The sequence below is a fragment of the Klebsiella sp. WP4-W18-ESBL-05 genome (genome assembly GCF_014169075.1).
Lineage (GTDB): Bacteria > Pseudomonadota > Gammaproteobacteria > Enterobacterales > Enterobacteriaceae > Kluyvera > Kluyvera ascorbata_B.
In genome coordinates this window covers 3,957,455-3,982,942 of record NZ_AP022057.1, presented here as the reverse complement: position 1 = coordinate 3,982,942, position 25,488 = coordinate 3,957,455, and the positions used below count along the sequence as shown (strand labels likewise).

Annotated in this window: 25 protein-coding genes and 1 tRNA gene; 17 read left to right on the top strand and 9 right to left on the bottom strand. The window is 55.4% G+C overall.

All coding sequences use genetic code 11. The features are described from left to right. The gene (gene fadE, locus H7R58_RS19135) at positions 1 to 2,445 is read right to left on the bottom strand and encodes an acyl-CoA dehydrogenase FadE (RefSeq protein ID WP_106930387.1); all 2,445 of its coding nucleotides are present in this window, start codon (positions 2,443 to 2,445) and stop codon (positions 1 to 3) included. A gap of 238 nt (positions 2,446 to 2,683) precedes the next feature. On the opposite strand from fadE, the gene lpcA reads away from it, so the two are divergent. Together lpcA and H7R58_RS19125 are read left to right on the top strand one after the other, a co-directional pair. Next, positions 2,684 to 3,265 (top strand): D-sedoheptulose 7-phosphate isomerase, encoded by a 582-nt coding sequence (lpcA, locus tag H7R58_RS19130; RefSeq protein ID WP_106930385.1) that lies wholly within the window; start codon positions 2,684 to 2,686, stop codon positions 3,263 to 3,265. A 42-nt stretch (positions 3,266 to 3,307) separates the two neighbouring features. Then, entirely contained in the window at positions 3,308 to 4,075 is a 768-nt protein-coding gene (locus H7R58_RS19125) for a class II glutamine amidotransferase (protein ID WP_106930383.1), read from the top strand. On the opposite strand, the gene dpaA is transcribed toward H7R58_RS19125, so the two are convergent. Continuing rightward, entirely contained in the window at positions 4,046 to 4,786 is a 741-nt protein-coding gene (gene dpaA / locus H7R58_RS19120) for a peptidoglycan meso-diaminopimelic acid protein amidase (protein WP_106930381.1), read from the bottom strand. The two genes, H7R58_RS19125 and dpaA, sit on opposite strands and share 30 nt — an antisense overlap. A gap of 559 nt (positions 4,787 to 5,345) precedes the next feature. On the opposite strand from dpaA, the gene H7R58_RS19115 reads away from it, so the two are divergent. The 9 genes from H7R58_RS19115 (at position 5,346) to H7R58_RS19075 (ending at position 13,003) form a co-directional block, all read left to right on the top strand. Then, on the top strand, positions 5,346 to 6,689 hold the full coding sequence (locus tag H7R58_RS19115; RefSeq protein ID WP_182929420.1) for a Na(+)-translocating NADH-quinone reductase subunit A: 1,344 nt from the start codon (positions 5,346 to 5,348) through the stop codon (positions 6,687 to 6,689). Positions 6,690 to 6,692: 3 nt separating this feature from the next. Beyond that, entirely contained in the window at positions 6,693 to 7,931 is a 1,239-nt protein-coding gene (locus H7R58_RS19110; protein WP_182934815.1) for an NADH:ubiquinone reductase (Na(+)-transporting) subunit B, read from the top strand. Continuing rightward, entirely contained in the window at positions 7,924 to 8,718 is a 795-nt protein-coding gene (locus H7R58_RS19105; protein WP_106930377.1) for a Na(+)-translocating NADH-quinone reductase subunit C, read from the top strand. The genes H7R58_RS19110 and H7R58_RS19105 overlap by 8 nt, the downstream gene beginning before the upstream one ends. Beyond that, positions 8,711 to 9,349 carry an NADH:ubiquinone reductase (Na(+)-transporting) subunit D gene (locus H7R58_RS19100; RefSeq protein ID WP_182929419.1) on the top strand — a complete coding sequence of 213 codons (639 nt, stop codon included), beginning with the start codon at positions 8,711 to 8,713 and terminating at the stop codon, positions 9,347 to 9,349. The genes H7R58_RS19105 and H7R58_RS19100 overlap by 8 nt, the downstream gene beginning before the upstream one ends. 6 nt (positions 9,350 to 9,355) lie before the next feature. After that, a complete protein-coding gene (gene nqrE, locus H7R58_RS19095; protein WP_106930373.1) occupies positions 9,356 to 9,952 on the top strand; it encodes an NADH:ubiquinone reductase (Na(+)-transporting) subunit E in 597 nt (198 codons plus the stop codon). 12 nt (positions 9,953 to 9,964) lie between these two features. After that, positions 9,965 to 11,188, top strand: a complete 1,224-nt coding sequence (nqrF, locus tag H7R58_RS19090) for an NADH:ubiquinone reductase (Na(+)-transporting) subunit F (RefSeq protein WP_106930371.1) — start codon at positions 9,965 to 9,967, stop codon at positions 11,186 to 11,188. Between the two features lie 2 nt (positions 11,189 to 11,190). Further along, positions 11,191 to 11,406 carry a (Na+)-NQR maturation NqrM gene (gene nqrM / locus H7R58_RS19085; RefSeq protein ID WP_181358053.1) on the top strand — a complete coding sequence of 72 codons (216 nt, stop codon included), beginning with the start codon at positions 11,191 to 11,193 and terminating at the stop codon, positions 11,404 to 11,406. 95 nt (positions 11,407 to 11,501) lie between these two features. After that, entirely contained in the window at positions 11,502 to 12,557 is a 1,056-nt protein-coding gene (dinB, locus tag H7R58_RS19080) for a DNA polymerase IV (protein WP_182929418.1), read from the top strand. Positions 12,558 to 12,559: 2 nt separating this feature from the next. Beyond that, complete coding sequence (locus H7R58_RS19075; RefSeq protein ID WP_223878969.1) at positions 12,560 to 13,003, top strand: GNAT family N-acetyltransferase; 444 nt, start codon at positions 12,560 to 12,562, stop codon at positions 13,001 to 13,003. 90 nt (positions 13,004 to 13,093) lie between these two features. Here the strand turns inward: H7R58_RS19075 and pepD are convergent, their stop codons facing one another. Beyond that, complete coding sequence (pepD, locus tag H7R58_RS19070; RefSeq protein WP_106930364.1) at positions 13,094 to 14,551, bottom strand: cytosol nonspecific dipeptidase; 1,458 nt, start codon at positions 14,549 to 14,551, stop codon at positions 13,094 to 13,096. 256 nt (positions 14,552 to 14,807) lie between these two features. Here pepD and gpt point away from each other — a divergent pair, with 256 nt between their 5' ends. The 3 genes from gpt (at position 14,808) to crl (ending at position 17,076) form a co-directional block, all read left to right on the top strand. Then, positions 14,808 to 15,266, top strand: a complete 459-nt coding sequence (gpt, locus tag H7R58_RS19065) for a xanthine phosphoribosyltransferase (RefSeq protein WP_106930362.1) — start codon at positions 14,808 to 14,810, stop codon at positions 15,264 to 15,266. A gap of 106 nt (positions 15,267 to 15,372) precedes the next feature. After that, complete coding sequence (gene frsA / locus H7R58_RS19060) at positions 15,373 to 16,617, top strand: esterase FrsA (protein WP_106930360.1); 1,245 nt, start codon at positions 15,373 to 15,375, stop codon at positions 16,615 to 16,617. 57 nt (positions 16,618 to 16,674) lie between these two features. Continuing rightward, a complete protein-coding gene (gene crl / locus H7R58_RS19055) occupies positions 16,675 to 17,076 on the top strand; it encodes a sigma factor-binding protein Crl (RefSeq protein WP_106930357.1) in 402 nt (133 codons plus the stop codon). 86 nt (positions 17,077 to 17,162) lie between these two features. On the opposite strand, the gene phoE is transcribed toward crl, so the two are convergent. Then, positions 17,163 to 18,248: a phosphoporin PhoE gene (gene phoE, locus H7R58_RS19050; RefSeq protein ID WP_182929417.1), complete on the bottom strand. Its 1,086-nt coding sequence runs from the start codon at positions 18,246 to 18,248 to the stop codon at positions 17,163 to 17,165. Between the two features lie 286 nt (positions 18,249 to 18,534). Between phoE and proB the strand changes: the two genes are divergently transcribed. The 3 genes from proB to H7R58_RS19035 all read left to right on the top strand — a co-directional run bounded on the left by proB (position 18,535) and on the right by H7R58_RS19035 (position 21,088). Then, positions 18,535 to 19,638 (top strand): glutamate 5-kinase, encoded by a 1,104-nt coding sequence (gene proB / locus H7R58_RS19045; RefSeq protein WP_106930353.1) that lies wholly within the window; start codon positions 18,535 to 18,537, stop codon positions 19,636 to 19,638. 10 nt (positions 19,639 to 19,648) lie between these two features. Next, positions 19,649 to 20,899: a glutamate-5-semialdehyde dehydrogenase gene (gene proA, locus H7R58_RS19040; RefSeq protein WP_182934501.1), complete on the top strand. Its 1,251-nt coding sequence runs from the start codon at positions 19,649 to 19,651 to the stop codon at positions 20,897 to 20,899. A 113-nt stretch (positions 20,900 to 21,012) separates the two neighbouring features. Then, positions 21,013 to 21,088, top strand: a tRNA-Thr gene (locus tag H7R58_RS19035). A 14-nt stretch (positions 21,089 to 21,102) separates the two neighbouring features. Here H7R58_RS19035 and H7R58_RS19030 read toward each other — a convergent pair. Genes H7R58_RS19030 through H7R58_RS19005 form a run of 5 tightly spaced genes read right to left on the bottom strand, consistent with a single transcriptional unit; the run spans position 21,103 to position 25,463 of the window. Next, the gene (locus H7R58_RS19030; RefSeq protein ID WP_227658530.1) at positions 21,103 to 22,260 is read right to left on the bottom strand and encodes a site-specific integrase; all 1,158 of its coding nucleotides are present in this window, start codon (positions 22,258 to 22,260) and stop codon (positions 21,103 to 21,105) included. After that, entirely contained in the window at positions 22,143 to 22,490 is a 348-nt protein-coding gene (locus tag H7R58_RS19025) for a helix-turn-helix domain-containing protein (RefSeq protein ID WP_072011928.1), read from the bottom strand. Before H7R58_RS19025 ends, H7R58_RS19030 begins: the two co-directional genes overlap by 118 nt. A 41-nt stretch (positions 22,491 to 22,531) precedes the next feature. Further along, a complete protein-coding gene (locus H7R58_RS19020) occupies positions 22,532 to 22,771 on the bottom strand; it encodes a DUF4060 family protein (RefSeq protein ID WP_063922850.1) in 240 nt (79 codons plus the stop codon). 2 nt (positions 22,772 to 22,773) lie between these two features. Further along, entirely contained in the window at positions 22,774 to 25,344 is a 2,571-nt protein-coding gene (locus tag H7R58_RS25340) for a Dam family site-specific DNA-(adenine-N6)-methyltransferase (protein ID WP_227674937.1), read from the bottom strand. Beyond that, positions 25,341 to 25,463, bottom strand: coding sequence for a DUF1317 family protein (locus H7R58_RS19005; protein WP_182934500.1), 123 nt, complete (start codon positions 25,461 to 25,463; stop codon positions 25,341 to 25,343). Before H7R58_RS19005 ends, H7R58_RS25340 begins: the two co-directional genes overlap by 4 nt. Between the last annotated feature and the right edge of the window lie 25 nt (positions 25,464 to 25,488).

The following is a 25,488-nucleotide window of genomic DNA, read 5'->3' as shown; positions in this document are numbered from 1 at the left end:
CTACGCGGCTTCAACCTTGCGCACGTTGTCCGGCAGCTTTACCGGCTTGGTCGCCAATTCTTCCGGTGCAAAGTCATCCACGTTAATGCTGCGCAGACGGCTCGCTTCAGCTTTCGTCAGAATGGCGGCTTCGGTCTGATCGATAAGCCCCTTCGCCAGTGCGTTACGCGCCAGTTCATCCAGGCGGGTAAACGGCAGATTTTTGCCAATTTCTTTGCAGATCCGCTGGTGGATTGGATCCGCCGCCATCACATCAACTAACGCCTCTTCCAGCAGGCCAACCGGGTTATGCTCGCTCGGCGTCAGGTACTGACCGCGGCCGATACGGGAACGGGTGGCACTCGGCGTTTGCAGGATCTTCGCCACGCTATGGTCGAGCTTATCGGACGGTGCATCGTAATGACGGCCGGTCGGGAAGATCGCCACGCGCAAAGCGCCTGCAACAAAACGGTTAGGGAAGTTTTTCAGCAGATCGTCAATCGCCTGCTCGGCTTGATGCAAGGCATCCTGAACGCCCCAATGAACCAGCGGTAAATCGGCTTCATTACGGCCTTCATCGTCATAGCGCTTCAGCACCGCCGAGGCCAGATACAGCTGGCTTAAAACATCCCCCAGACGTGCGGAGATACGCTCACGACGTTTCAGGCTCCCGCCCAGTACCGCCATCGAAACATCGGACAGCAGCGCAAGGTTGGCGCTCAGACGGTTCAGGTGCTGATAGTAACGCTTAGTCGCATCGCGGGTTGGCGTCGCGCTGGTTAAGCCGCGAGTGATACCCAGCCAGAAGCTGCGGACCTTGTTGCTGCCGACGTGGCCGATGTGTTTGAACAGCAGTTTGTCGAACGCGTTGACGTCTTTATTCTGTGCCGCAGCCATCTCTTCCAGTACGTACGGATGGCAGCGAATAGCGCCCTGGCCGAAGATCATCATGCTGCGGGTCAGGATATTTGCCCCTTCCACGGTGATAGCAATGGGTGCGCCCTGGTAAGCACGCGCCAGGAAGTTGCCTTCGCCCAGCATGATACCTTTACCGCCGGCGATATCCATCGCGTCAACGATCGACTGCTGGCCGCGGTGAGTACAGTGGTATTTAACGATAGCCGACAGCACCGCCGGTTTTTCACCGAGCATAATGCCGTAGGTAATCAGGGTCGCAGCGGCGTCCATCACGTAGGCGTTGCCCGCGATACGCGCCAGCGGCTCTTCAATCCCTTCCATTTTACCGATGGACACTTTGAACTGACGGCGAATGTGCGCGTAGGCTCCGGTGGCCAACGCGACGGACTTCACGCCGCCGGTGGAGTTCGATGGCAGGGTGATACCGCGGCCAACGGAGAGACATTCAACCAGCATACGCCAGCCCTGACCGGCCATTTTTGGCCCGCCGATGATGTAGTCGATCGGCACGAAAATATCCTGACCGCGTGTCGGACCGTTCTGGAACGGCACGTTCAGTGGGAAGTGGCGACGGCCAATTTCAACGCCCGGGGTGTTGGTTGGGATCAGCGCACAGGTAATACCTAAATCTTCCGCGCCGCCCAGCAGTTTATCCGGGTCAGACAGCTTAAAGGCCAGGCCCAGCACGGTGGCAATAGGCGCGAGCGTAATGTAGCGTTTGTTCCAGGTCAGGCGCATGCCCAGTACCTGCTCGCCCTGCCAGTCGCCCATGCAGACCACGCCGGTGTCTGGAATCGCGCCTGCGTCAGAGCCAGCCTCCGGGCTGGTCAGCGCGAAGCAAGGGATTTCCAGACCACGCGCCAGACGCGGCAGATAGTGATTTTTCTGGTCTTCGGTGCCGTAGTGCTGCAGCAGTTCGCCCGGGCCTAAGGAGTTAGGTACGCCCACGGTGATGGCCAGAATGCCGGAAACGCCGGACAGCTTCTGCAGGACGCGCGCCTGAGCATAGGCTGAGAACTCCAGTCCGCCGTACTCTTTCTTAATGATCATCGCGAAGAAACGATGCTCTTTCAGATACGCCCACAACTCCGGCGGCAGATCCGCCATTTCATGGGTGATCTGGAAATCGTTCGCCATCCGACAGGCTTCTTCCACCGGGCCGTCGATAAAGGCTTGTTCTTCGGCGGTCAGCTGCGGACGCGGATAGTTGTGCAGTTTTTTCCAGTCCGGGTTGCCGCGGAACAGATCGCCTTCCCACCAGGTTGTGCCTGCGTCGATCGCTTCTTTTTCGGTGCGCGACATAGGCGGCATCACCTTGCTGAACATGCGGAAGACCGGCGCGGAGATCAGCGCTTTACGCATTGGCGTAAAGTTGAACGGCACGAGGATAATGGCCAGCGGCACCAGCAGCCATAAATTCCACAGACCTGACGCACCCAGTGCAGCAGTCCAGGCCAGTAAAATCAGGCTACCGAGCGTTAAACTGACACGGTGATAGAAGAGTGCACCGAGTAAAGCAATGGTTAAAACAATACTCAAAATCATCATAGAGAAATGCCCCTGTCTTGTAGGAGGTCTGACCACTTGTGATGATATGGTTGTAGTTGATGTGATTTTAATTAGCAATATGTTTACAAGATAATTACAACTCAGTTCACATTGTTGATGCTTTTTAGCGCACCAAAAATTCAAACATTCGGTGAATAAATGGGCCCTTGCTTCTCTGTACTGGCGCTATCCGGTACACTACGGACGACAATTTTATTAATGCTGAAGGATTATCCTCATGTACCAGGATCTTATTCGTAACGAACTGAATGAAGCGGCCGATACGCTGGCAAACTTTCTAAAAGATGATGCCAATATCCATGCTATTCAGCGCGCAGCAGTCCTGCTGGCAGACAGCTTTAAAGCCGGTGGTAAAGTGCTTTCCTGCGGTAACGGTGGCTCCCACTGCGACGCGATGCACTTCGCTGAAGAGCTGACCGGCCGCTATCGTGAAAACCGTCCTGGCTACCCGGCGATTGCGATCTCCGACGTCAGTCATCTCTCCTGCGTGAGTAACGATTTCGGTTATGAATATGTTTTCTCTCGTTACGTCGAGTCTGTCGGCCGCGCGGGTGACGTGCTGCTGGGTATCTCTACCTCGGGCAACTCTGCGAACGTGATTAAAGCCATTGAAGCGGCGCGCGCGCAGGGAATGAAAGTGATCACCCTGACCGGTAAAGACGGCGGCAAAATGGCCGGTTCCGCGGATATCGAGATTCGCGTTCCGCACTTTGGCTACGCCGATCGCGTGCAGGAAATTCACATTAAAGTGATTCATATCCTGATCATGCTGATCGAAAAAGAGATGGTTAAAGGCTAAGTACGACGGGGCCATCGGCCCCGATTTCGCTGGGGGTGTACTATGTGCGAACTGCTCGGGATGAGCGCCAATGTGCCGACCGATATTTGCTTCAGTTTTACCGGGCTGGTTCAGCGCGGTGGAGGGACCGGGCCGCATAAAGACGGCTGGGGTATTACCTTCTATGAAGGTAAAGGCTGTCGCACCTTTAAAGACCCGCAGCCCAGCTATCAGTCACCGATTGCTAAACTAGTGCAGGACTATCCGATCAAATCCTGTTCGGTGATCGCCCATATCCGCCAGGCCAATCGCGGTATGGTGGCGCTGGAAAACACACACCCGTTCACCCGCGAGCTGTGGGGGCGCAACTGGACCTACGCGCACAACGGGCAGCTTTCTGGCTATAAATCGCTGGAGACGGGGCACTTCCGTCCGGTTGGCGAAACCGACAGCGAAAAAGCGTTCTGCTGGCTGCTGCACAAGCTGACTCAGCGCTATCCTCGTACTCCGGGCAATATGCAGGCGGTATTTAAATATATTGCTTCGCTTGCCGATGAGCTGCGCGAGAAGGGCGTGTTTAACATGCTGCTATCAGACGGGCGTTATGTGATGGCGTTCTGCTCCACTAACCTGTATTGGATCACCCGTCGTGCGCCGTTTGGCGTGGCGAAGCTGCTGGATCAGGACGTGGAAATTGATTTTCAGCGGGAGACAACCGCCAACGATGTGGTGACCGTGATTGCCACCCAGCCGCTGACGGGGAATGAAACCTGGCACAAGATTATGCCAGGTGAGTGGCGCTTATTTTGCCTCGGGGAGCGCGTAGTTTGATGCCAGCTGCGGCTGCACCACTTCGTGGCTCAGCGGCTTGCTCACTACGTAGCGGCCGTCAATGACCGAGACGACAGGCGGTTTGTGCGTCTGCTGGAAGTAGTCGTAGCCCGGCTTTAGCTGCTGCCAGAAGTCATGGTAGTAAGAGTATTTGTGGCGCTGCATGTTGGCATCGTTCATTCTGAACGGATAGATGCTGACCTGCACGCTCTGCTGGCCAAACACCAGCGCGCCGGTGACAAACTGGAAGATCTCATCAATACCTGAGTCGGTCATGGCATAGCAGCCAATCGACACACAGGCACCGTGAATCATCAGATATTTCCCTTCATAGCCGTGCGCACGGTCATAGGCGTTCGGGAAGCCGATGTTAATTGCTTTATAGAAGCGGCTATCCGGCTTCAGCTGGCTACGCTGTACGGAATAAAACCCTTCCGGGCTTTTGAAATCGCCCTGGCGCTGCTTTGGCCCTAAGCCGCCGGAGTAATTACAGATTTTGTAGCTATCAAGGAGTTGGTAGGTTTCGCCCATTTTCACGAAGAGGTCAAGCGTACGCTCTTCCTTGAAAATCTGGATATACACCGGGGAGCCCATCAATTGCTGCTTATATTCTTTGCTAACAGGCGTCGTCGGGCTGCTGCTGCTCATTAACCCAGCAAACGAAACGCACGGCATTAAAAGCATCGCAATAAATAATGCGATTTTGCGCATACTACTTGTTCCTTGATAAAAAATAACTACACGCCAGGAGAGGCAACAGGGAGAAAAAAGCAGACAAATCTGTTTTTTGTGCGCTCACCTTAGCACCACCGCATTTTTTCGCAAGTAGGGCATTCGGCGTTTACAATTTCGTGTTGCATTCCCGCGGTAGGCCGGTGCGTTGTGCTACCGGTCCGATGGACGGGGCCTCGTACGAAGAGTGTAGGATAAGCTGATGATTCGCTAGCTATCTTTATCCTAATCCACAGAAGTTTGCGTATCAGCTCGCAATTTGGCAGGTTGAAATGCAGAACTGCTGCATCAGGGAAAGAGAAAATGGTAAACTTTCGTTACGTAATCATTCGGTGAAAAATAGGCAAATGAATGCCTGACGGATGATTCAGATAGTAATTCTCTAAACAGTGTAAGAAAGGATGCTTCAGTTTCTCGTCATGCCTGGTCATGGATTGCGAAGAGCTTTCAGGCACACCTCCTTTCTTTTGTCTCGTTAACCAAAACGCTGGCCTCAGCGCTGAGTTGACGTCGTCGTTAACGGATACCTGCGAACAGTATGATTAAAATAACCAAAGGTCTCGATCTGCCTATAGCTGGCCTGCCCGATCGGCAACGTATTGATGACGTTACCGTGAATCGCGTGGCGGTCAAAGGCGAAGAATATGTCGGGTTGCGCCCTTCAATGGCGGTAAAAGAGGGGGATCGCGTTGTCAAAGGGCAGCTGCTCTTTGAAGACAAAAAGATTCCCGGCGTACGCTTTACCGCCCCGGCCAGCGGCACGGTCAGTGCTATTCATCGCGGCGAGCGGCGCGTGCTGCAGTCGGTCGTCATCGATATCGACGGTGATGCCTCGTTGAACTTTACCGCCTATTCCGCCGACGACCTGGCAACTCTCCCGCGTGAGGTGGTTGCCGCGCAGCTGATCGAATCCGGCATGTGGACCGCAATGCGCACGCGCCCGTTCAGCAAAACCCCCGCTCCGGGGACGGCGCCGGCGGCGATATTCGTCACCGCCATGGACACCAACCCGCTGGCCGCAGACCCTCAGCCGATTATCCTCGCCCAGCGTGAAGCCTTTAACGCGGGCCTGACCGTGCTGACGCGTCTTACCGACGGCAAAGTGCACGTTTGCCAGAGCAGCGGCGGCAAGCTGGGCGGCCACCCGCAGGGGCAGGTGACCTTCAATCAGTTCACCGGCCCGCATCCGGCGGGGCTGGTTGGCACGCACATACACTTCCTTGAGCCGGTAAGCCTGAACAAACAGGTGTGGCACCTGAACTATCAGGACGTGATTGCCTACGGCAAACTGTTCCTCGAAGGCGTACTGTGGACGGAGCGCATTATCGCGCTCGGTGGCCCGCAGGTGAAACAGCCACGTCTGCTGCGCACCTGCCTTGGCGCCGATCTCGATGCGCTGGTGGAGGGCGAACTGCACGAGGGCGAAAATCGCGTGTTGTCCGGCTCCGTACTCAACGGCTCACGGGCCACAGGCCCTCAGGCGTTCCTTGGCCGCTTCCATCTGCAGGTCAGCGTCCTGAAAGAAGGGCGTGAAAAAGAGCTGCTCGGCTGGGTTGCGCCGGGGCGTGACAAGTATTCAATCACCCGCACCACGCTCGGTCATTTCCTGAAGAAGAAATTGTTTAACCTCTCTACGGACACCCACGGCGGCGAACGCGCGATGGTCCCGATTGGCAACTATGAGCGCGTGATGCCGCTGGACATCCTGCCGACCATGCTGCTGCGTGATCTGCTGGCGGGCGATACCGACAGCGCGCAGGCGCTAGGCTGTCTCGAGCTTGATGAAGAAGACCTGGCGCTGTGTACCTACGTTTGTCCGGGGAAATACGAATACGGGCCGGTGTTGCGCCACGTATTAACGCAAATTGAGCAGGAAGGCTAAGTGATGGGCTTAAAACAGCTGCTGGAAAAAGTTGAGCCGCACTTCACGCAGGGCGGCAAGCTGGAAAAATACTACCCACTGTATGAAGCAACGGCGACGTTGCTCTACACGCCGGGCCACGTCACCAAAGGTGCGGCGCACGTCCGTGACGCCATCGACCTGAAGCGCATGATGATCCTCGTGTGGTTCGCCGTCTTCCCGGCGATGTTCTGGGGGATGTACAACGTTGGGCTGCAAACGATCCCGGCGCTGCACAAACTGTACGGCGCGGAACAGCTGCAGCAGGTCATCGCCGGTAACTGGCACTACAGCGTGGTGCAGGCGCTGGGCGTCAGCTTCGCGGCGGACGCCGGCTGGCTCAGCATGATGACGCTGGGTGCGGTGTTCTTTCTTCCTATTTACGCCACGGTATTCCTGGTAGGCGGTTTCTGGGAAGTGCTGTTTGCGATTGTGCGTAAGCATGAAGTGAACGAAGGTTTTTTCGTCACCTCTATTTTGTTTGCGCTGATTGTTCCGCCGACGATGCCGCTATGGCAGGCGGCGCTCGGCATCTCCTTTGGGGTGGTGATAGCCAAAGAGATCTTTGGCGGTACCGGACGCAACTTCCTTAACCCGGCGCTGGCCGGGCGCGCGTTCCTGTTCTTTGCCTATCCGGCACAAATCTCCGGCGATCTCGTCTGGACCGCTGCCGACGGATTCTCCGGCGCAACGCCGCTTTCCCAGTGGGCAAGCCACGGTGGAGAAGCGCTGGTCAACGTCGTCACCGGTCAGCCGGTAAGCTGGATGGACGCCTTTATCGGCAACATCCCGGGTTCAATTGGCGAAGTATCGACGCTGATGATCCTGCTCGGTGGTGCGCTGATTATTTTTGGTCGCGTAGCTTCCTGGCGCATCGTCGCCGGGGTGATGGTTGGCATGATTGCCTGTGCGACGCTGTTTAACCTGGTTGGCTCTGACACCAACCCAATGTTCGCCATGCCGTGGTACTGGCATCTGGTGCTGGGCGGCTTCGCCTTCGGCATGATGTTTATGGCTACCGACCCGGTCTCCGCGTCGTTTACTGATAAAGGGAAATGGTGCTACGGCGCATTGATTGGCGCAATGTGCGTGCTGATTCGCGTGGTTAACCCGGCCTATCCGGAAGGGATGATGCTGGCGATTCTGTTCGCCAACCTCTTTGCACCGCTGTTCGATTACCTGGTGGTGCGGGCCAATATTAAGCGGAGGAAGTCGCGTGGCTGAGAATAAAAGTAACGATAGCATCGGCAAAACGCTGCTGGTGGTGCTGGTGCTTTGTCTGGTCTGCTCTATTGTGGTGGCCGGCTCAGCCGTTGGCCTGAAGCCGCTCCAGCAGGAGCAGCGCGCGCTGGATAAACAGCGCAATATCCTGGCGGTGGCCGGGCTGATGCACGATAAGATGACGGCTGACGAGGTGGCTGAAGTGTATGCCAGCCGCGTTACGCCACGGCTGGTAGACCTGAAAAGCGGTGCGATGCTTGATGCCGATCCGGCAAAGTTTAACCAGAGCCAGGCCCTGAAAGATCCCCAGCAAAGCATTGCGCTGGCGTCCAGCGAAGACCCTGCCGGTATTCGTCGCCGCAGCAATGTGGTGGAAATTTACCTCATTAAAGACGAAAAACAGCAGATTCAGGAGATCGTCTTACCGGTTTACGGTAACGGCCTGTGGTCAATGATGTACGCTTTTGTGGCACTGGATACCGACGGGCGCACCATCAAAGGCATCACCTATTATGACCAGGGGGAAACCCCGGGCCTGGGCGGTGAAATTGAAAACCCGAACTGGCGTGCACAGTTTGTGGGTAAGCGCGTCGTTAACGACGAAGGTCATCCTGCGTTAAGAGTGATGAAGGGCGCTGCGCCGCAGGGGGACCTGTACGCGGTGGATGGCTTATCCGGCGCAACGCTGACTGCCAAAGGCGTCCAGCATAGCTTTGATTTCTGGATGGGCGAACTGGGCTTTGGCCCATTCCTGAAACAGGTGCGAGAAGGAGGGCTGAACCATGGCTGAACAGGGTGAAATGAAAGAGATGAAACGCCTGCTGATTGGGCCGCTCATTGCCAATAACCCCATCGCGCTACAGGTCCTCGGCGTCTGTTCTGCGCTGGCGGTGACGACCAAGCTGGAAACGGCCTTCGTGATGACAATTGCGGTCACGCTGGTGACGGCGTTTTCCAGCATGTTTATCTCGATGATTCGTCATCATATTCCGAACAGCGTGCGCATCATCGTGCAGATGGCGATCATCGCTTCGCTGGTTATCGTGGTCGATCAGCTGCTGCGCGCGTTTGCCTATGAAACGTCAAAACAGCTGTCGGTCTTCGTCGGGCTGATCATCACGAACTGTATTGTGATGGGGCGCGCGGAAGCGTATGCCATGAAGTCTCCGCCGCTGGCGAGCTTTATGGACGGTATCGGCAACGGTCTGGGTTACGGCGCCATTCTGCTGATTGTTGGCTTCCTGCGTGAACTGATCGGCAGCGGCAAGCTGTTTGGCGTCACGGTGCTGGAAACGGTACAGAACGGCGGCTGGTACCAGCCTAACGGCCTGTTCCTGCTCGCGCCGAGCGCGTTTTTCATTATCGGTCTGCTGATCTGGGCGCTGCGTAGCTGGAAGCCGGAACAGCAGGAAAAGGAGTAACCGATCGTGGCTCACTACATTAGTCTGTTTGTTCGCGCCGTGTTCGTTGAAAACATGGCGCTGGCCTTCTTCCTTGGAATGTGTACATTCCTGGCGGTTTCAAAGAAAGTCTCCACGGCTTTTGGTCTTGGCGTAGCGGTAACGGTGGTTCTGGGCCTTGCCGTACCGATCAACAACCTGGTGTACAACCTGGTGCTGCGCGACGGCGCGCTGGTTGATGGCGTGGATCTTAGCTTCCTCAACTTCATCACCTTCATCGGAGTGATTGCCGCGTTGGTGCAGATTCTCGAGATGATCCTCGATAAATACTTCCCTTCGCTGTACACCGCACTGGGCATCTTCCTACCGCTGATCGCCGTAAACTGCGCCATCTTCGGCGGGGTTTCCTTCATGGTGCAGCGTGATTACAACTTCGGTGAGTCCATTGTTTACGGCTTCGGCTCGGGCATTGGCTGGATGCTGGCGATTGTTGCTCTGGCGGGAATTCGTGAAAAGATGAAGTATTCAAACGTGCCTGCGGGACTGCGCGGCTTAGGGATCACCTTTATCACCACCGGGCTGATGGCGTTAGGCTTTATGTCATTCTCCGGTGTGCAGCTATAAGGGCCGTTAATCATGGAAATTATACTTGGCGTAGTGATGTTTACGCTGATCGTGCTGGTACTGTCGTTGCTGATTTTGTTGGCGAAATCGAAGCTGGTTAATTCCGGCGATGTGGTTATCGAAATCAACAATGAAGCGGACAAACAGATTAAAACCCCGGCGGGTGACAAGCTGCTTAATACGCTGTCCAGCAACGGTATTTTTATCTCCTCCGCCTGCGGCGGCGGGGGCTCATGCGGGCAGTGCCGGGTAACGGTGAAAGAGGGCGGCGGTGATATTCTGCCGACCGAACTGTCACATATTACCAAGCGCGAGGCGAAAGAAGGCTGCCGTCTGGCCTGCCAGGTCGCCGTGCGCCAGGATATGAAAATCGAGCTGCCTGAAGAAGTGTTTGGCGTGAAGAAGTGGGAATGCGAAGTTATCTCTAACGATAACAAAGCCACCTTTATCAAAGAACTGAAGCTGGCTATCCCTGCAGGGGAAAGCGTGCCGTTCCGCGCCGGGGGCTACATTCAGATTGAATGCCCGCCGCATAAGGTTGCTTACGCCGACTTTGACGTGCCCGAGGAATACCGCGCGGACTGGGATAAATACAACTTGTTCCGCTATGTTTCCGACGTGAAAGAGCCAACGCTGCGCGCTTATTCCATGGCGAACTACCCGGAAGAAAAGGGCATGATTATGCTCAACGTGCGAATCGCGACGCCGCCGCCTTCCGCCCCCGATGCGCCGCCGGGAATCATGTCTTCCTACATCTGGTCGCTGAAGGCGGGCGACAAGGTGACGATTTCCGGGCCATTTGGTGAGTTTTTTGCCAAAGATACCGATGCTGAAATGGTCTTTATCGGCGGCGGTGCGGGGATGGCGCCGATGCGCTCGCATATCTTCGATCAGCTTAAGCGTTTGCACAGCAACCGCCGGATCAGCTTCTGGTACGGTGCGCGCTCGCTGCGTGAAATGTTCTATGAAGAGGAATTTGAACAGCTGGCGCGCGAGAACCCGAACTTTACCTTCCATATTGCGCTTTCCGACGCGCAGCCGGAAGATAACTGGACGGGCTACACTGGTTTCATTCATAACGTGCTGTACGAAAACTACCTGCGCGACCACCCGGCGCCGGAAGACTGTGAGTTCTACATGTGTGGGCCGCCGATGATGAACGCCGCGGTCATCAAAATGCTCAAAGAGCTGGGTGTTGAGGATGAAAATATCATGCTCGATGACTTTGGAGGCTGATGATGTTAACGGTATTCCTGGCCACGTTCTGCATTTTCGCGCTGGTTATCCTCGGCATGTCGCTGGGGTATCTGGTGAAGCGAAAAAGCCTGCAGGGCAGCTGCGGCGGGATCGCGTCACTGGGCATCGAAAAGGTCTGCAACTGTCCTGAACCCTGCGATGCACGTAAAAAACGTATGGCTCGCGAAGCCCAGCGCCAGCAGAACCGTATTCTGTAGTTTGTTCATCGCCCGGCCAGGCCGGGCGATTGACCGCTCTTCTCATTCGCTTAAGTTATGCTGTATACTTATCCAGTGGTAAGTGAGGGCTAACGATGCGCAAAATTATCCATATTGATATGGACTGCTTCTTCGCCGCGGTGGAAATGCGCGACAATCCCGCGCTGCGCGATATTCCCATCGCCATCGGCGGCAGTCGGGTACAGCGCGGTGTTATCAGCACTGCAAACTATCCCGCACGTAAATTTGGTGTACGTAGTGCCATGCCTACCGCTATGGCACTGAAGCTGTGCCCGCACCTCACGCTGCTGCCGGGTCGTTTCGAAGCCTACCGCGAAGCCTCCAATCATATCCGCGAAATCTTCTCCCGCTATACCTCATTAATTGAGCCACTCTCGCTGGATGAAGCCTATCTCGACGTCAGCGACAGCGTTCATTGCCACGGGTCGGCCACGCTGATGGCGCAGGAGATCCGCCAAACGATCTTTAACGAGCTCGCATTAACCGCTTCGGCGGGCGTCGCACCGGTAAAGTTTCTGGCAAAAATCGCCTCCGATCTTAACAAACCCAACGGCCAGTATGTGCTGACGCCTGCCGACGTTCCGGCATTTTTGAAAACGCTGCCGCTGGCTAAAATACCCGGCGTTGGCAAAGTATCCGCAGCGAAGCTGGAAAGCATGGGGCTACGCACCTGTGAAGACGTGCAGAACAGCGATCTTGCCGTGCTGCTTAAGCGTTTCGGTAAATTTGGCCGGATCCTCTGGGAGCGCAGCCAGGGGATTGATGAGCGCGAGATCAACAACGATCGCCAGCGTAAGTCGATCGGCGTTGAGCGTACGTTGATCGAAGACATCCACGAATGGGCGGAGTGTGAGGCGATCGTCGAGCGGCTTTATCCGGAGCTGGAGCGCCGGCTGGCAAAAGTTCGTCCCGATCTACGTATTGCCCGGCAGGGTATCAAACTAAAATTTAATGATTTCCAGCAAACCACGCAGGAACATGTCTGGCCGCAGCTGAATAAAGACGATCTGATCGCGACGGCACACAAAGCCTGGCACGAAAGGCGCTCGCAGCGTGGGGTCCGCCTGGTGGGCCTGCATGTTTCGCTGCTGGATCCACAGCTGGAGCGCCAGCTGCTGTTAGGAATTTAATGATGCAAATTCGCGCCTATTGTGATGATGATTTCTCCGCGCTGTGCCGCATTTTCCAGCGTGCGGTGCGGGAAATTGCCAGCCAGCACTACTCGCCCGCGCAGATAAACGCCTGGGCGCAGGTGGATGACGCGCGCTGGCGACAAAAAATGGCTGACTCGCTGGTTCTGGTGGCAACGGTTGATGAAACGCCTGTCGGTTTTGTCACCGCCGTTGAGCGCTATATCGACCTGCTGTTTGTCGACCCATCGTATGCGCGACAGGGTGTTGCCAGCGCGCTGCTGAACGCGCTGTTCGCCAGAGTACCGACGGGAGCGTTAACGGTAGAATCGAGCATCACGGCCAAAGCGTGTTTTGAACGGCTGGGGTTTGTGGTGTTGGCTGAACAAGAGGTTGAGGCGCGCGGAGAGACGTTTGTGAACTATAGGATGGAAAAAATCAGGTAGGGCGGTGATATTCCCGGCGGCGCTTCGCTTGGCCGGGCTACATTCTACGTAGCCCGGCCAAGCGAAGCGCCGCCGGGAGCGGCTCAGAACTTACTTCGCCGGAATCGCCTTCAGCAGTTCCGTCAGCAGCTGCCAGTACTGGCCAACGCTTTCGATATGAACCTGCTCATCCGGAGAGTGTGGACCGGTGATGGTTGGCCCAATAGAGACCATATCCATGTTCGGGTACGGTTTCTTGAACAGGCCACATTCCAGACCCGCGTGAATGATCTGAATGTTTGGCACCTTGTTGAACAGGCGCTGATAGGTTTCGCGTACCAGCTTCATGACCGGTGAATTCGCATCCGGCTGCCAGCCCGGGTAGCCGCCTTTCGGCTGGGTTTTAGCCCCTGCCAGCGCGCCCAGTGATTCCAGCATGCTCACTACGTAATCTTTACCGCTGTCGAGCAGGGAACGAATCAGGCAGTGAATGGTTGCGGTATCTTCAGTCATGGAAACCACACCGACGTTCAGAGAGGTTTCTACCACGCCTTTCGCCACGTCGGAATTACGAATCACGCCGTTCGGGGTCGCGTTCAGCAACTGAGTGAAGGCATCGCGAGACGCGGTTGTCAGCGCTTTACCTTCAACGGTCGTCGCTTCCAGTACCAGGGTCAGGTTTTTCTCTTTTGCCGACAGCTCATTTTGCAGAATGTGCAGGTAGGTTTCTACCAGCCCTTTCAGCGCGTCGACTTTGTCTGCCGGAACCGCGATGGCCGCAAACGCTTCTCGTGGAATCGCGTTACGCAGGGTGCCGCCGGTGAAGTCTACCAGACGCAGATCCAGTTCCGCCGCATGAGCGACCAGGAAGCGGGCCAGCAGTTTGTTGGCGTTGCCCAGACCAAGATGAATATCACCACCGGAGTGGCCGCCTTTCAGGCCTTTCAGCGTCAGCTTGAAGGTCTGGAAGCCTGCAGGAATGGCTTCGCGAGTCAGCGGCAGGTTGCTGGTGAAGTCGATACCACCGGCGCAGCCCATGTAGATTTCACCTTCTTCTTCTGAGTCGGTGTTAATCAGGATATCGCCCTGTAGCCAGTTTGGCTGCAGGCCAAAGGCGCCGTCCATACCGGTTTCTTCGGTCATGGTTAGCAGCACTTCCAGCGGACCGTGCTCAACGGATTCATCGGACAGTACTGCAAGCGCTGACGCCATACCGATACCGTTGTCGGCGCCCAGGGTAGTGCCGCGTGCTTTAACCCATTCACCGTCAATGTACGGTTGGATAGGGTCTTTAGCGAAGTCGTGCACGGTGTCGTTGTTTTTCTGCGGCACCATATCGAGGTGAGCCTGCAGCACAACCGGTTTACGGTTTTCCATGCCCGGCGTCGCGCCTTTGCGAATCAGAATGTTGCCGACCTGGTCGCGCTCTGCGTGAAGCCCTTTTTCTTTCGCCCAGCCGACGATGTGTGCGGCGAGCTGTTCTTCATGGTGAGAAGGGTGCGGAATAGAACAGATTTTGGCAAAAATATCCCACAGCGGCTGCGGGGATAATTGAGACAGTTCAGACACGATGAGTCTCCTTACGGCGTTCTGCAAAAGTCGCTTGCAGGTAAAGGGTTAGCATAGACATATACCACAAGCCTGGCTTGCGCGATGGGGTTGAGAATACCACTTTCTGTCTCTTCCGGTAGAATAAACCACGTAAAAAGCGCCGTGGATTCCGCTTAACACTGGTTTTTAGTGCGTCAGATCTCTATAATCTCGCGCAACCTATTTCCCCCTTGAACATTTTTTAAGCCGTATAACACAGGCTGGGACACTTCACATGAGCGAAAAATACGTCGTCACTTGGGACATGTTGCAGGTTCACGCACGCAAACTGGCCGCACGCCTGATGCCTTCTGAACAGTGGAAAGGCATTATCGCCGTGAGCCGCGGTGGTCTGGTACCGGGCGCACTGCTGGCACGTGAACTGGGCATTCGTCATGTCGACACCGTATGCATCTCCAGCTATGACCACGATAACCAGCGCGAGCTGAAGGTTCTGAAACGCGCGGAAGGCGACGGCGAAGGCTTTATCGTTATTGACGATCTGGTCGACACCGGCGGCACCGCGGTGGCAATTCGCGAAATGTATCCAAAAGCGCACTTCGTCACCATCTTCGCGAAACCAGCCGGTCGTCCGCTGGTCGACGATTACGTGGTCGACATCCCGCAGGACACCTGGATTGAACAGCCTTGGGACATGGGCGTGGTGTTCGTACCGCCTATCTCTGGCCGTTAATTCAGTCAATAAATGCGCTCCTCACGCCCGGTTATGCCGGGCGTTGTTTTTTTTAGAGCCCCACGCGTTACAATGGACAAAAGATCGTATCCATGGAGGTTTTGTGATGCCTGAAGCTAATCTCAGCGAAACGCTATTCAAGCCGCGTTTTAAACACCCTGAAACGTCCACGCTGGTGCGTCGGTTTAATACCGGCAGTCCCTCCAGCATGCATTCGGCGCTCAGCGGCAGCACCGTCCCGCACTGGTATCGCATGATTAACCGTCTGATGTGGATCTGGCGCGGCGTAACGCCGCAGGAAATCCTCGACGTGCAGGCGCGTATCGTCATGAGCCAGGCCGAACGCACCGACGATGAGTTGTACGACACCGTGGTAGGGTATCGCGGCGGCAACTGGATTTACGAATGGTCGACGCAGGCAATGCAGTGGCAGCAAAAGGCCATGCAGGAGCAGGATGAAACGCTCAGCGGTCGCCATTGGCTGCACGCTTCCAATCTCTACAGCATTGCTGCCTATCCACACCTGAAGGGCGACGATCTCGCCGAACAGGCGCAGGCGCTAGCCAACCGCGCCTATGAAGAGGCGGCTAAACGCCTGCCGGGCGCCATGCGCGAACTGGAGTTCGCCATTCCAGGCGGTTCGCCGATTACCGGCTTCCTGCATATGCCAAAAGGCGACGGCCCGTTCCCGACGGTGCTGATGTGCGGCGGGCTTGACGGCCTGCAGACCGATTACTACAGCCTGTATGAGCGCTATTTCGCGCCGCTCGGCATTGCTATGCTGACGGTAGACATGCCGTCGATCGGTTTCTCTTCCAAATGGAAGCTCACCCAGGATTCCAGCCTGCTGCATCAGCAGGTGATTAAACAGCTGCGCGATGTGCCGTGGGTGGATCATACGCGCGTTGCCGCGTTTGGCTTCCGCTTTGGCGCGAACATTGCGGTACGTCTGGCCTATCTGGAAGCGCAAAATCTGAAGGCCGTCGCCTGTCTTGGCCCCGTCGTTCATGGCCTGCTGAGCGACCCGCTGCATCAGGGGCGCGTACCGGAAATGTACCTCGACGTGCTGGCCTCGCGGCTGGGCATGCACGATGCCTCTGATGAAGCGCTGCGCGTAGAGCTGAACCGCTACTCGTTAAAAACGCAGGGGCTGCTGGGGCGCCGCTGCCCAACGCCGATGCTTTCTGGCTACTGGGATAACGATCCGTTCAGTCCGGAAGAGGAGTCGCGTTTAATCGTCTCGTCGTCAGCGCAGGGCAAGCTGATGCCGATTCCGTTTAACCCGGTGTACCGTAATTTTGATAAGGCGCTGAAGGAAATTGCAGGGTGGATCAATAATAGATTTTGTTAATATATTGATAAATTCTATTGATTTGGTAAAACAGTTGCATCACTAAAGGAGATCGCAATGACGTTACCGAGTGGACACCCGAAGAGTAGATTGATCAAGAAATTCACTGCGCTTGGCCCCTATATCCGCGAAGAGCAGTGCGAAGATAACCGCTTTTTCTTCGACTGCCTGGCCGTTTGCGTGAACGTGAAACCCGCGCCGGAAAAGCGTGAGTTCTGGGGCTGGTGGATGGAGATGGAAGCGGAAGAGCGCCGCTTTACCTACAGCTACCAGTTCGGCCTGTTTGATAAAGAGGGGACATGGCAGGCGGTTGCGATCAAAGATCCTGAGGTCGTTGAGCGTCTGCAGCAAACGCTGCGCGGTTTTCACGAACGGGCAAGCGAGCTGCTGGCGAGTCTGGATTTAGCGCTGGAGCCAGCCGATGGCTTTGCCAACGAAGCGGTAAAACGTACGGCATAAACAATATCAAGGCCTGCCGAGCGGCTGGCCTTGATATTAAGCCATAAAAAAAGGCCTCCTTCTGGAGGCCTTTTTTCATATAACCGTTAGAACTGGTAGGTCATGCCTACGGCGATCACGTTGTCGGTCATAATGGCCAGACGTTTGGTGACCGCATCTTCGTCAATCAGGTTGATTTTATAATCAACAAATGTCGACATATTTTTGTTGAAATAGTAGGTCGCGCCGACGTCTACATATTTCATCAGATCCTGATCGCCAATTCCGTTGCCCAGGTCTTTGCCTTTCATCTGCACGTAACCCAGAGAAGGACGCAGGCCGAAGTCGAATTGATATTGCGCGACGGCTTCAAAGTTTTGCGCTTTATTAGCAAAACCCTGATCCGCGGAAACCAGGCCTTTAATTGGCGTCATATTGCGGGTTTCAGTATAAATCATCGCCAGGTAAATATTATTGGCATCATATTTTACGCCGGTGCCCCAGGACTCTGCGTTCTTGCCGCCTTTGGCGAGAGATTTAGCCTGCTGGATATTGGTGCGGTCAGAGTTGGTGTATGCCGCACTGATAGCGAAGTCGCTGCCGCCGAAATCGTAGGACAGGGAGGAGCCGAAGCCGTCGCCGTTAGCGGTAGCATAGGTGCTGCGGTCATTCTTACCCTGATATTGCAGGGTTAAATCCAGGCCGTCAACCACGCCGAAGAAGTCGGTATTACGGTAGGTTGCCAGGCCGCTGGAACGCTTGGTCATGAAGTTATCGGTTTTCGCGGTGGAGTCGCCGCCGAATTCCGGGAACATATCGGTCCAGGCTTCAACATCGTACAGTGCGCCAAGGTTACGACCGTAATCAAACGAGCCGAAATTTTTTAATTTCAGGCCAGCAAACGCCAGACGCGTTTTCTGGGTAGATGTGCTTTCATCGTTATTACCGGAAAATTCAGATTCCCAGCGACCATAGCCGGTCAGCTGATCGTTAATTTTGGTTTCGCCTTTAAAACCAAAACGCACGTAGGTTTTATCACCGTCTGCGCTGGAGTCATCGCTCATATAGTGCATAGCTTTGACCTTGCCATAGACGTCCAGCTTGTTGCCATCTTTGTTATAAACTTCCGCGGCCATAGCTGAAGAGGACGCAATAATACCCATCATCGTTAATGCCAGTGCTGTTTTTTGCATTTCTCAATCCCGGTTTTTTTATACTTAAAAAGTGCTGTGAAAGACCACTGTGAAAAAACAGGAACGTTTTTATCCCGCACGTGTTAAAAATTTATGACAATCTCCGATTAAGTATAAAAAAGTATGTTTAATTTTTTCTGTCATAAAATTGTCAATAAACCCCATTAGGCTGCCTGATCCCGCGCAATAAAACCCCCGCTTTCTGTCCTGCCTGTTGGCAAGTGACCAGACTCCTGTTACAACGTTTGTTTGGATCGATACTTCTTCTTTTTAACGGCAGAGAATCATGAGTGATAGCCAGACGCTGGTGGTCAAACTGGGTACCAGTGTTTTAACGGGCGGATCGCGCCGCCTGAATCGCGCGCATATTGTTGAACTGGTTCGCCAGTGTGCCCAGCTTCATGCGGCTGGACATCGAATTGTCATTGTAACGTCAGGAGCGATTGCCGCCGGGCGTGAGCATCTGGGTTACCCTGAACTGCCCGCGACTATCGCCTCAAAACAGCTGCTTGCCGCCGTTGGCCAGAGCCGCTTAATTCAGCTGTGGGAACAGCTCTTCTCTATTTACGGCATCCACGTTGGCCAGATGCTGCTGACTCGCGCCGATATGGAAGACCGTGAACGTTTCCTCAACGCCCGGGATACCCTGCGCGCGCTGTTGGATAACAATATCGTTCCCGTGATTAACGAGAACGATGCCGTGGCAACCGCTGAAATTAAAGTGGGCGATAACGATAACCTCTCCGCGCTGGCCGCGATTCTGGCCGGCGCCGATAAGCTACTGTTGCTTACCGACCAGCAGGGGCTGTTCACCGCTGACCCGCGGAGTAACCCGAACGCAGAGCTGATCAAAGACGTCTACGGCGTTGACGATGCGCTACGGGCGATCGCAGGCGATAGCGTTTCCGGTCTCGGTACCGGCGGTATGGGAACCAAACTTCAGGCCGCCGACGTAGCATGCCGCGCGGGCATCGACACGATTATTGCCGCAGGGAGCCTGCCGGGCGTCATTGGCGACGTGATGGCGAATGTGGCCGTGGGCACGCGTTTCCACGCGCAGGACACGCCGCTGGAAAATCGTAAACGCTGGATTTTCGGCGCACCGCCGGCCGGAGAGCTGACCGTTGACGAAGGCGCGACCTCCGCCATTCTGGAACGCGGAAGTTCATTACTTCCAAAAGGCATTAAAAACGTGACAGGCAACTTCTCTCGTGGTGAAGTGATCCGTATTCGTAACCTTGAAGGTCGGGACATCGCGCACGGCGTCAGCCGCTACAACAGCGACGCGCTGCGCCTCATCGCCGGGCACCACTCGCAGGAAATTGATGCCATCCTCGGCTATGAGTACGGCCCGGTCGCGGTTCATCGTGACGACATGATCACCCGTTAAGGAGTTCAACATGCTGGAACAAATGGGCATTGCGGCAAAGCAGGCCTCTTATAAACTGGCGCTGCTGTCCAGCCGTGAAAAAAACCGGGTTCTGGAAACTATTGCAGACTGTCTGGAATCTCATAGCGATGAGATTCTGCGCGCCAACGCAGACGATCTGGCCCAGGCGCGCGAAAGTGGCCTGAGCGAAGCTATGCTGGACCGTCTGGCGCTAACCCCCGCACGCCTGAGTGCGATTGCCAACGACGTGCGCCAGGTGTGCACGCTGGCCGACCCGGTAGGTCAGGTCATTGACGGCGGGCTGCTGGACAGCGGCCTGCGTATCGAACGTCGCCGCGTGCCGCTTGGTGTGATTGGTGTCATTTATGAAGCCCGCCCGAACGTGACCGTCGACGTCGCCGCGCTGTGCCTGAAAACCGGCAACGCAGCGATTCTGCGCGGCGGTAAAGAAACTTACCGCACTAACGCCGCGACCGTCGGCGTTATTCAGCTAGCGCTGAAAGAGTGTGGCCTGCCGGAAGCGGCGGTACAGGCGATTGATAACCCGGATCGTGCGCTGGTCAGTGAAATGCTGCGGATGGACAAGTACATCGATATGCTGATCCCACGCGGCGGCGCAGGCCTGCATAAGCTGTGCCGCGAACAGTCGACAATCCCGGTGATCACCGGTGGTATCGGCGTGTGCCATATTTATGTCGACGACACGGCTGAGATTGACCCTGCGCTGAAGATTATCGTCAACGCTAAAACCCAGCGTCCGAGCACCTGTAACACCGTTGAAACCCTGCTGGTGAACCAGGCTATCGCCGACCGCTTCCTTCCGGCGCTGAGTAAACAGATGGCGACCAGCGGCGTTACGCTGCACGGCGACGAGACCGTGATGCGCACGTTAAACGGCCCGGCGAAGCTGGTGCCGCTGAAGGCGGAAGAGCTGGACAACGAGTTCCTGTCGCTGGATCTTAACGTGGTTGTGGTGGCGGATATGGACAGTGCGATTGCGCACATCCGCCAGCATGGCACGCAGCACTCTGATGCCATCCTGACGCGTACGTTGAGCAACGCTAACCGCTTTATTAATGAAGTGGACTCGTCAGCGGTGTACGTCAACGCCTCCACCCGCTTCACTGACGGCGGCCAGTTTGGCCTGGGCGCGGAAGTGGCGGTCAGCACGCAGAAACTTCACGCTCGCGGGCCGATGGGGCTCGAAGCGCTGACCACCTACAAGTGGATCGGCTTTGGTGAAGATACGATTCGTGCGTAATTGACGGCGGGCGATGCAAAAATAGGCGGTTGATTAATCTGACTATTGACGCATCGCCCGGTTAGTTTTAACCTTTGACCCCGTGATTCACGTTCGTGAACACATCATGCAGGGCCGATATAGCTCAGTTGGTAGAGCAGCGCATTCGTAATGCGAAGGTCGTAGGTTCGACTCCTATTATCGGCACCAATAACCACGCGGGTTCACGCGATATTCACCAGTTCAGCAAAAGCGCCTTGTGCCATATTTGTGCCATTCCCCGCCAGGAATGAGTCGATTTGCATGGCATGCTGCGTCAGGTGATTTGGTGCCAGATGTGCATAACGCTGCACCATCTCAATACTTTCCCACCCGCCCATTTCCTGTAGCGCACTGAGTGGCACGCCGGACTGTACAAGCCAGCTCGCCCAGGTGTGCCGCAGGTCATGGAAGCGGAAATTTTCTATTCCAGCCCGCCTTAACGCTGCGCGCCATGCCGTGTTAGCATCAGACCGCATTTTGCGCACCGCCTTTGTTCTCGTTCCATCCGGGCGAACGGATGATTCAGTATGAACAAAGACCCACCGGTTATGTTTCCCCAGTTGATCCCGCAGCACCTTACAGGCCGATTCGTTCAGGGCGACCCCAATCGCCCTTCCTGCTTTCGCGTCCTCGGGGTGAATCCACGCGACCTTCCTCTGCATATCAATTTGCGACCACTCCAGATCTGTGATGTTCGACCTGCGCAGCCCCGTCGCCAGTGCAAAAATAACAACTGGCTTCATATGCTCTGGAAGCTCCCGGATCAGGTTCGCCGCTTCCTCTTTGGTTAGCCAGCGAATACGCTTATTTTTCGGCACCGGGCATTTGATATTCGGCGCTTTGGCTATCCATCGCCATTCGTTGGCCGCGCATCGTAACAGCGCCCGGATGAAAGCAAGGTGCGTCGCCTTGGTGGCCGCCGCTGCTGGTTTGTCCTTAAATTCGGGAACCGGCTTCCCTCTTCGCAGCAGGCTGTCGCGCTTAGCCTCCCAGTTCATTCGATGCTTGCGATTAACCATCGAACTCACCGCAGACAAGATCCTGTCTTCCGTGATTGCTGACAGGTCCATTCCTTTGAAGTGCATCCTCCAGAATCCTATCCGGCTTTTGTCATCGTCCAGGCTTTTCTTGTGCTGCTTTTCGTTAAGCCAGCGAACGCACGCTTCATCGAACGTTCTCGGCTTAAACTCCCCCATCTTATCAACTCGCCATGCTTCAGCTTTCAGCTGATCATAGAGCTCCTGCGCTTGCCTTTTGTCCGTTGTCCCAAGAGACCGTCTAATTCGACTTCCACCAGGCGTAACGAAGTCGCAGTGCCACGTACCGGCACGTTGTTTGATTGACATGCTTTATCCTCCTGCACATCAACCGCATTCACGGGTTGATTGTGGATCGGGTTCTTCACTGCCGCAATACAGTCTGTTTTGCAGATCAGGTATGGGCTTTTTTTCTTATGTGGATTTTTTCGGGTAGCAGCCAGGCGACCGGACTTTATCCACTGGGCAATCGTGCCTTTATCCACTTTAAGGAAGGCGGCGGCCTCATCTCTGGTAAATACTTCTTCGTCCATCGATGTTCTCCAGTGGCCCCAGCCGGGGCCGTCATTGTTATTCAGTGTGCCTGTGCTGGCAGGTTTCGAAGTTTGCGAACGCCGATCATTGCTGTGGCGACATAGCTGGTGGCCCGGTTGACGACTTCGACGGTAACCTTCATGCCATCCACCTCAACGGTGTAATTTGTCTGGTGTTTCTGCCTGCCGTAATCGCCATATTTAGCGTGGTGAGCCGCCAGCGCCACATCGCAAGCGCGGCGACCAATAGGTGATTGCTTACTGCGATTAATCAGCCTCATCATCACTTCACTCCCAAAGTGGCTACGACATCACTCGCTGTTTCGCGGGTGCTGCCTTTGCTGGATATAGCCCGGCGAGCACTGACGCGGTGCAGCGTAAAGCCGTGCTGTTCGTAAAGTTCAATTACGCGCGGTGCGGTAGAATTGCTGATTACCACTTTTGCCCCCCGCTGGTGGGCTGCCACACAGCTTTCCGCAAGCTCTACCTGGCTATCCCATGAGAACCCACCAGCCGCGTAGTTAGTGAAACTAGCGGTGCCGGGAAGCGGTTCATAAGGCGGATCGCAGTAAACGACGTCACCATCACCTGCCAGCGCGAGCGTGCGCCTGAAGCCTGCATTCATGAATACGCATGCGCGAGCCTTCCGCTTAAATGCCCTGATCTCTTCTTCCGGGAAATATGGCGCTTTATATTTCCCAAATCCGACGTTAAAAAAACCATCCAGGTTGTAACGGATCAGGCCGTTGAAACAGTGCCGATTGAGGTAAAGGAATGCTGCTGCACGCTCGACGGCATCCAGCTGCTGCGCATTGAATGCTTCACGAATTACCGTGTAGTTTTCGGCATCATTCAGATGCCTGAATGCTTTCATTGCCTCATAGATCACCGAATCGGGGACCACCGCCAGCATCTGATACAGGTTAATCAGGTCAGCGTTGACGTCAGCCAGAAGGAAGCGTTCGTGCTTGTCCGAGTTTAGGAACACCGAGCCGCCACCCACAAAAGGCTCAATAAGGCGTTTCCCTGCGGGGATCAGGCGATCCAGTTCCGGCAGAAGCGAATATTTGCCGCCAGCCCATTTAAGGAAGGGCCGCTGCCAGATGCGCGGCGTAGGTTCTTCAATCTGGAGCGCCGCAGCGATACGCTCACCGATCCAGCGCATAACTGGCACAGCCATAGAATTGCCGATCGCCTTATAGCGCGGTCCGTCCGGGCAATCAGCCGCGGCTTTTCCTCGCCACGAAATCAGAGTGTGGTTATCGGGAAATCCCTGGAGTCTCTCGCATTCAACCGGTGTAAGGCGGCGAACCTGCATGCCAAACTGAACAACGTCAGCAGATGCGCGTGAATCCTGAGTAAAGGCCACATCTTCCTGATAGCCTTTGCCTTGCGGGCCAGCAGCATCCTGCCGACCTATAGACGCATGCTGGATGCAAATGGCAGGTGGCTGACCGCTGTTTGCATGGCTGGTATCGTGATTACCGGCTCTCAGCGTTGGTGACATATCCACGGTCGCATCGGCACCATGGTCTTTGTAGCTGAAAGCTATTGTCGGGAAGCCTTCTCCTGGTTTACCTCCGCCAGTGGATAGAGGGCCTGCTATTTGCCCGTCGCCGCCCTGCAAACGAATTTCACCACGACTGTTCTCCGCGAAAGCAATGGCTGGGGCCAGATTGGTGCCTGATTGTGCCGAAGTCAGCGTAGGGGCTTGTTCTTCAGCCCAACCAATGCCACCGGCTTTACTGCCCTGGCCGGGTTTAAACCCATAACACACGGCGTTTTCCTGACCATGATTACGTCCCAACGTATGAGCCAACTCGTGATTAGTGTCAGGATCTTGCGTGCCATGGACAGCGAAAGTCTCTGTGTCAAAGTCCATTCTCACACTATGGGCAGTGCATGCTGTTGCTACATCGATACTTCCGCCAGTATTGCCTCCGCCATATGCCAAAATGTAGGTGTCCAAATCTTCTGCGGTGCTGTCGTTTTCTTTCGCCAACAATGTGCGAGAAATATCGGAATAAGCGTCTGATACAAGCCCAGATCCGCGCTGGCTGAAAATTTCCTGATTGCTGGCGCCAATACCACCAATATTGTTGGACAGGTTCAGGGTTGGGTGTGGATTTGCTGGGTTGTCCCAGTGACTACCGCCATCAGAGCGTTTTCCAGCATAGCTGGCAATTTCCGGTTGCGTTTCTCGGCGCGGCGGAGTATCCCGGCGCACGCTGTTGAGCTCAAAAAGTACCGCTGTGGGATCGAAGTCTTTTCGAGAACTTGCGACAACGAACACACGGCGGCGGCGTTGGGCCACTCCGAAAAATTGAGCATCAAGGACGCGCCAGGCGATAATCCTTTGTGGTCCAGACACACAACCTGCGTGCGTCCATTTTCCCCCTGCTGGCTGCAACTCGCTGCTTTCTCCGGCAAGTCCTGCCAAAAAGCAACCAAAGGCGTTGTCTTTGCTGCTGAGGACGCCCGGGACGTTTTCCCAGACGATGATCGCTTCATCTTCTCCGCGCTCGCGGCGTTTGTCGTCGATTGCATTCGCTAATTCCACGTAAGAAAGGGTTAACTGTCCGCGCTCGTCGTCCAGACCATTGCGCAGGCCAGCAATACTGAAAGCCTGACACGGCGTGCCGCCCACCAGCACATCTGGTGCCGCAACATCACCAGTTCGCACCGCAGCGGCGATTTTTGTCATGTCGCCGAGGTTCGCCACCTGCGGCCAGTGATGAGCCAGGACAGCAGACGGAAACGCTTCAATCTCAGCAAACCATGCTGGTTGCCATCCCTGCGACTCCCATGCGACGCTGGCGGCTTCAATCCCACTGCAAACAGATCCGTATCTCATGCTGCCACCTGCTTTTCGTTAAGTTCTTCAGCCAGTCGTTGCGCCTTTAGTGGGTTGGTTACGACTTCACCCCACGGCAGCAACCATCCGTTTTTCTCTTTGAGCCAGGGAAGGCGCACCGCGCCAACCCTGAATTAACAGGGG

Coding starts and splice junctions, on each gene's coding strand:
- H7R58_RS25340 (WP_227674937.1), bottom strand. CDS start 25,344: ATGAGATACGGATCTGTTTGCAGTGGGATTGAAGCCGCCAGCGTCGCA.
- dinB (WP_182929418.1), top strand. CDS start 11,502: ATGCGCAAAATTATCCATATTGATATGGACTGCTTCTTCGCCGCGGTG.
- H7R58_RS19115 (WP_182929420.1), top strand. CDS start 5,346: ATGATTAAAATAACCAAAGGTCTCGATCTGCCTATAGCTGGCCTGCCC.
- H7R58_RS19025 (WP_072011928.1), bottom strand. CDS start 22,490: ATGGACGAAGAAGTATTTACCAGAGATGAGGCCGCCGCCTTCCTTAAA.
- H7R58_RS19100 (WP_182929419.1), top strand. CDS start 8,711: ATGGCTGAACAGGGTGAAATGAAAGAGATGAAACGCCTGCTGATTGGG.
- phoE (WP_182929417.1), bottom strand. CDS start 18,248: ATGCAAAAAACAGCACTGGCATTAACGATGATGGGTATTATTGCGTCC.
- H7R58_RS19020 (WP_063922850.1), bottom strand. CDS start 22,771: ATGAGGCTGATTAATCGCAGTAAGCAATCACCTATTGGTCGCCGCGCT.
- fadE (WP_106930387.1), bottom strand. CDS start 2,445: ATGATGATTTTGAGTATTGTTTTAACCATTGCTTTACTCGGTGCACTC.
- gpt (WP_106930362.1), top strand. CDS start 14,808: ATGAGCGAAAAATACGTCGTCACTTGGGACATGTTGCAGGTTCACGCA.
- H7R58_RS19110 (WP_182934815.1), top strand. CDS start 6,693: ATGGGCTTAAAACAGCTGCTGGAAAAAGTTGAGCCGCACTTCACGCAG.
- frsA (WP_106930360.1), top strand. CDS start 15,373: ATGCCTGAAGCTAATCTCAGCGAAACGCTATTCAAGCCGCGTTTTAAA.
- H7R58_RS19125 (WP_106930383.1), top strand. CDS start 3,308: ATGTGCGAACTGCTCGGGATGAGCGCCAATGTGCCGACCGATATTTGC.
- proA (WP_182934501.1), top strand. CDS start 19,649: ATGCTGGAACAAATGGGCATTGCGGCAAAGCAGGCCTCTTATAAACTG.
- proB (WP_106930353.1), top strand. CDS start 18,535: ATGAGTGATAGCCAGACGCTGGTGGTCAAACTGGGTACCAGTGTTTTA.
- nqrF (WP_106930371.1), top strand. CDS start 9,965: ATGGAAATTATACTTGGCGTAGTGATGTTTACGCTGATCGTGCTGGTA.
- crl (WP_106930357.1), top strand. CDS start 16,675: ATGACGTTACCGAGTGGACACCCGAAGAGTAGATTGATCAAGAAATTC.
- H7R58_RS19075 (WP_223878969.1), top strand. CDS start 12,560: ATGCAAATTCGCGCCTATTGTGATGATGATTTCTCCGCGCTGTGCCGC.
- dpaA (WP_106930381.1), bottom strand. CDS start 4,786: ATGCGCAAAATCGCATTATTTATTGCGATGCTTTTAATGCCGTGCGTT.
- lpcA (WP_106930385.1), top strand. CDS start 2,684: ATGTACCAGGATCTTATTCGTAACGAACTGAATGAAGCGGCCGATACG.
- nqrM (WP_181358053.1), top strand. CDS start 11,191: ATGTTAACGGTATTCCTGGCCACGTTCTGCATTTTCGCGCTGGTTATC.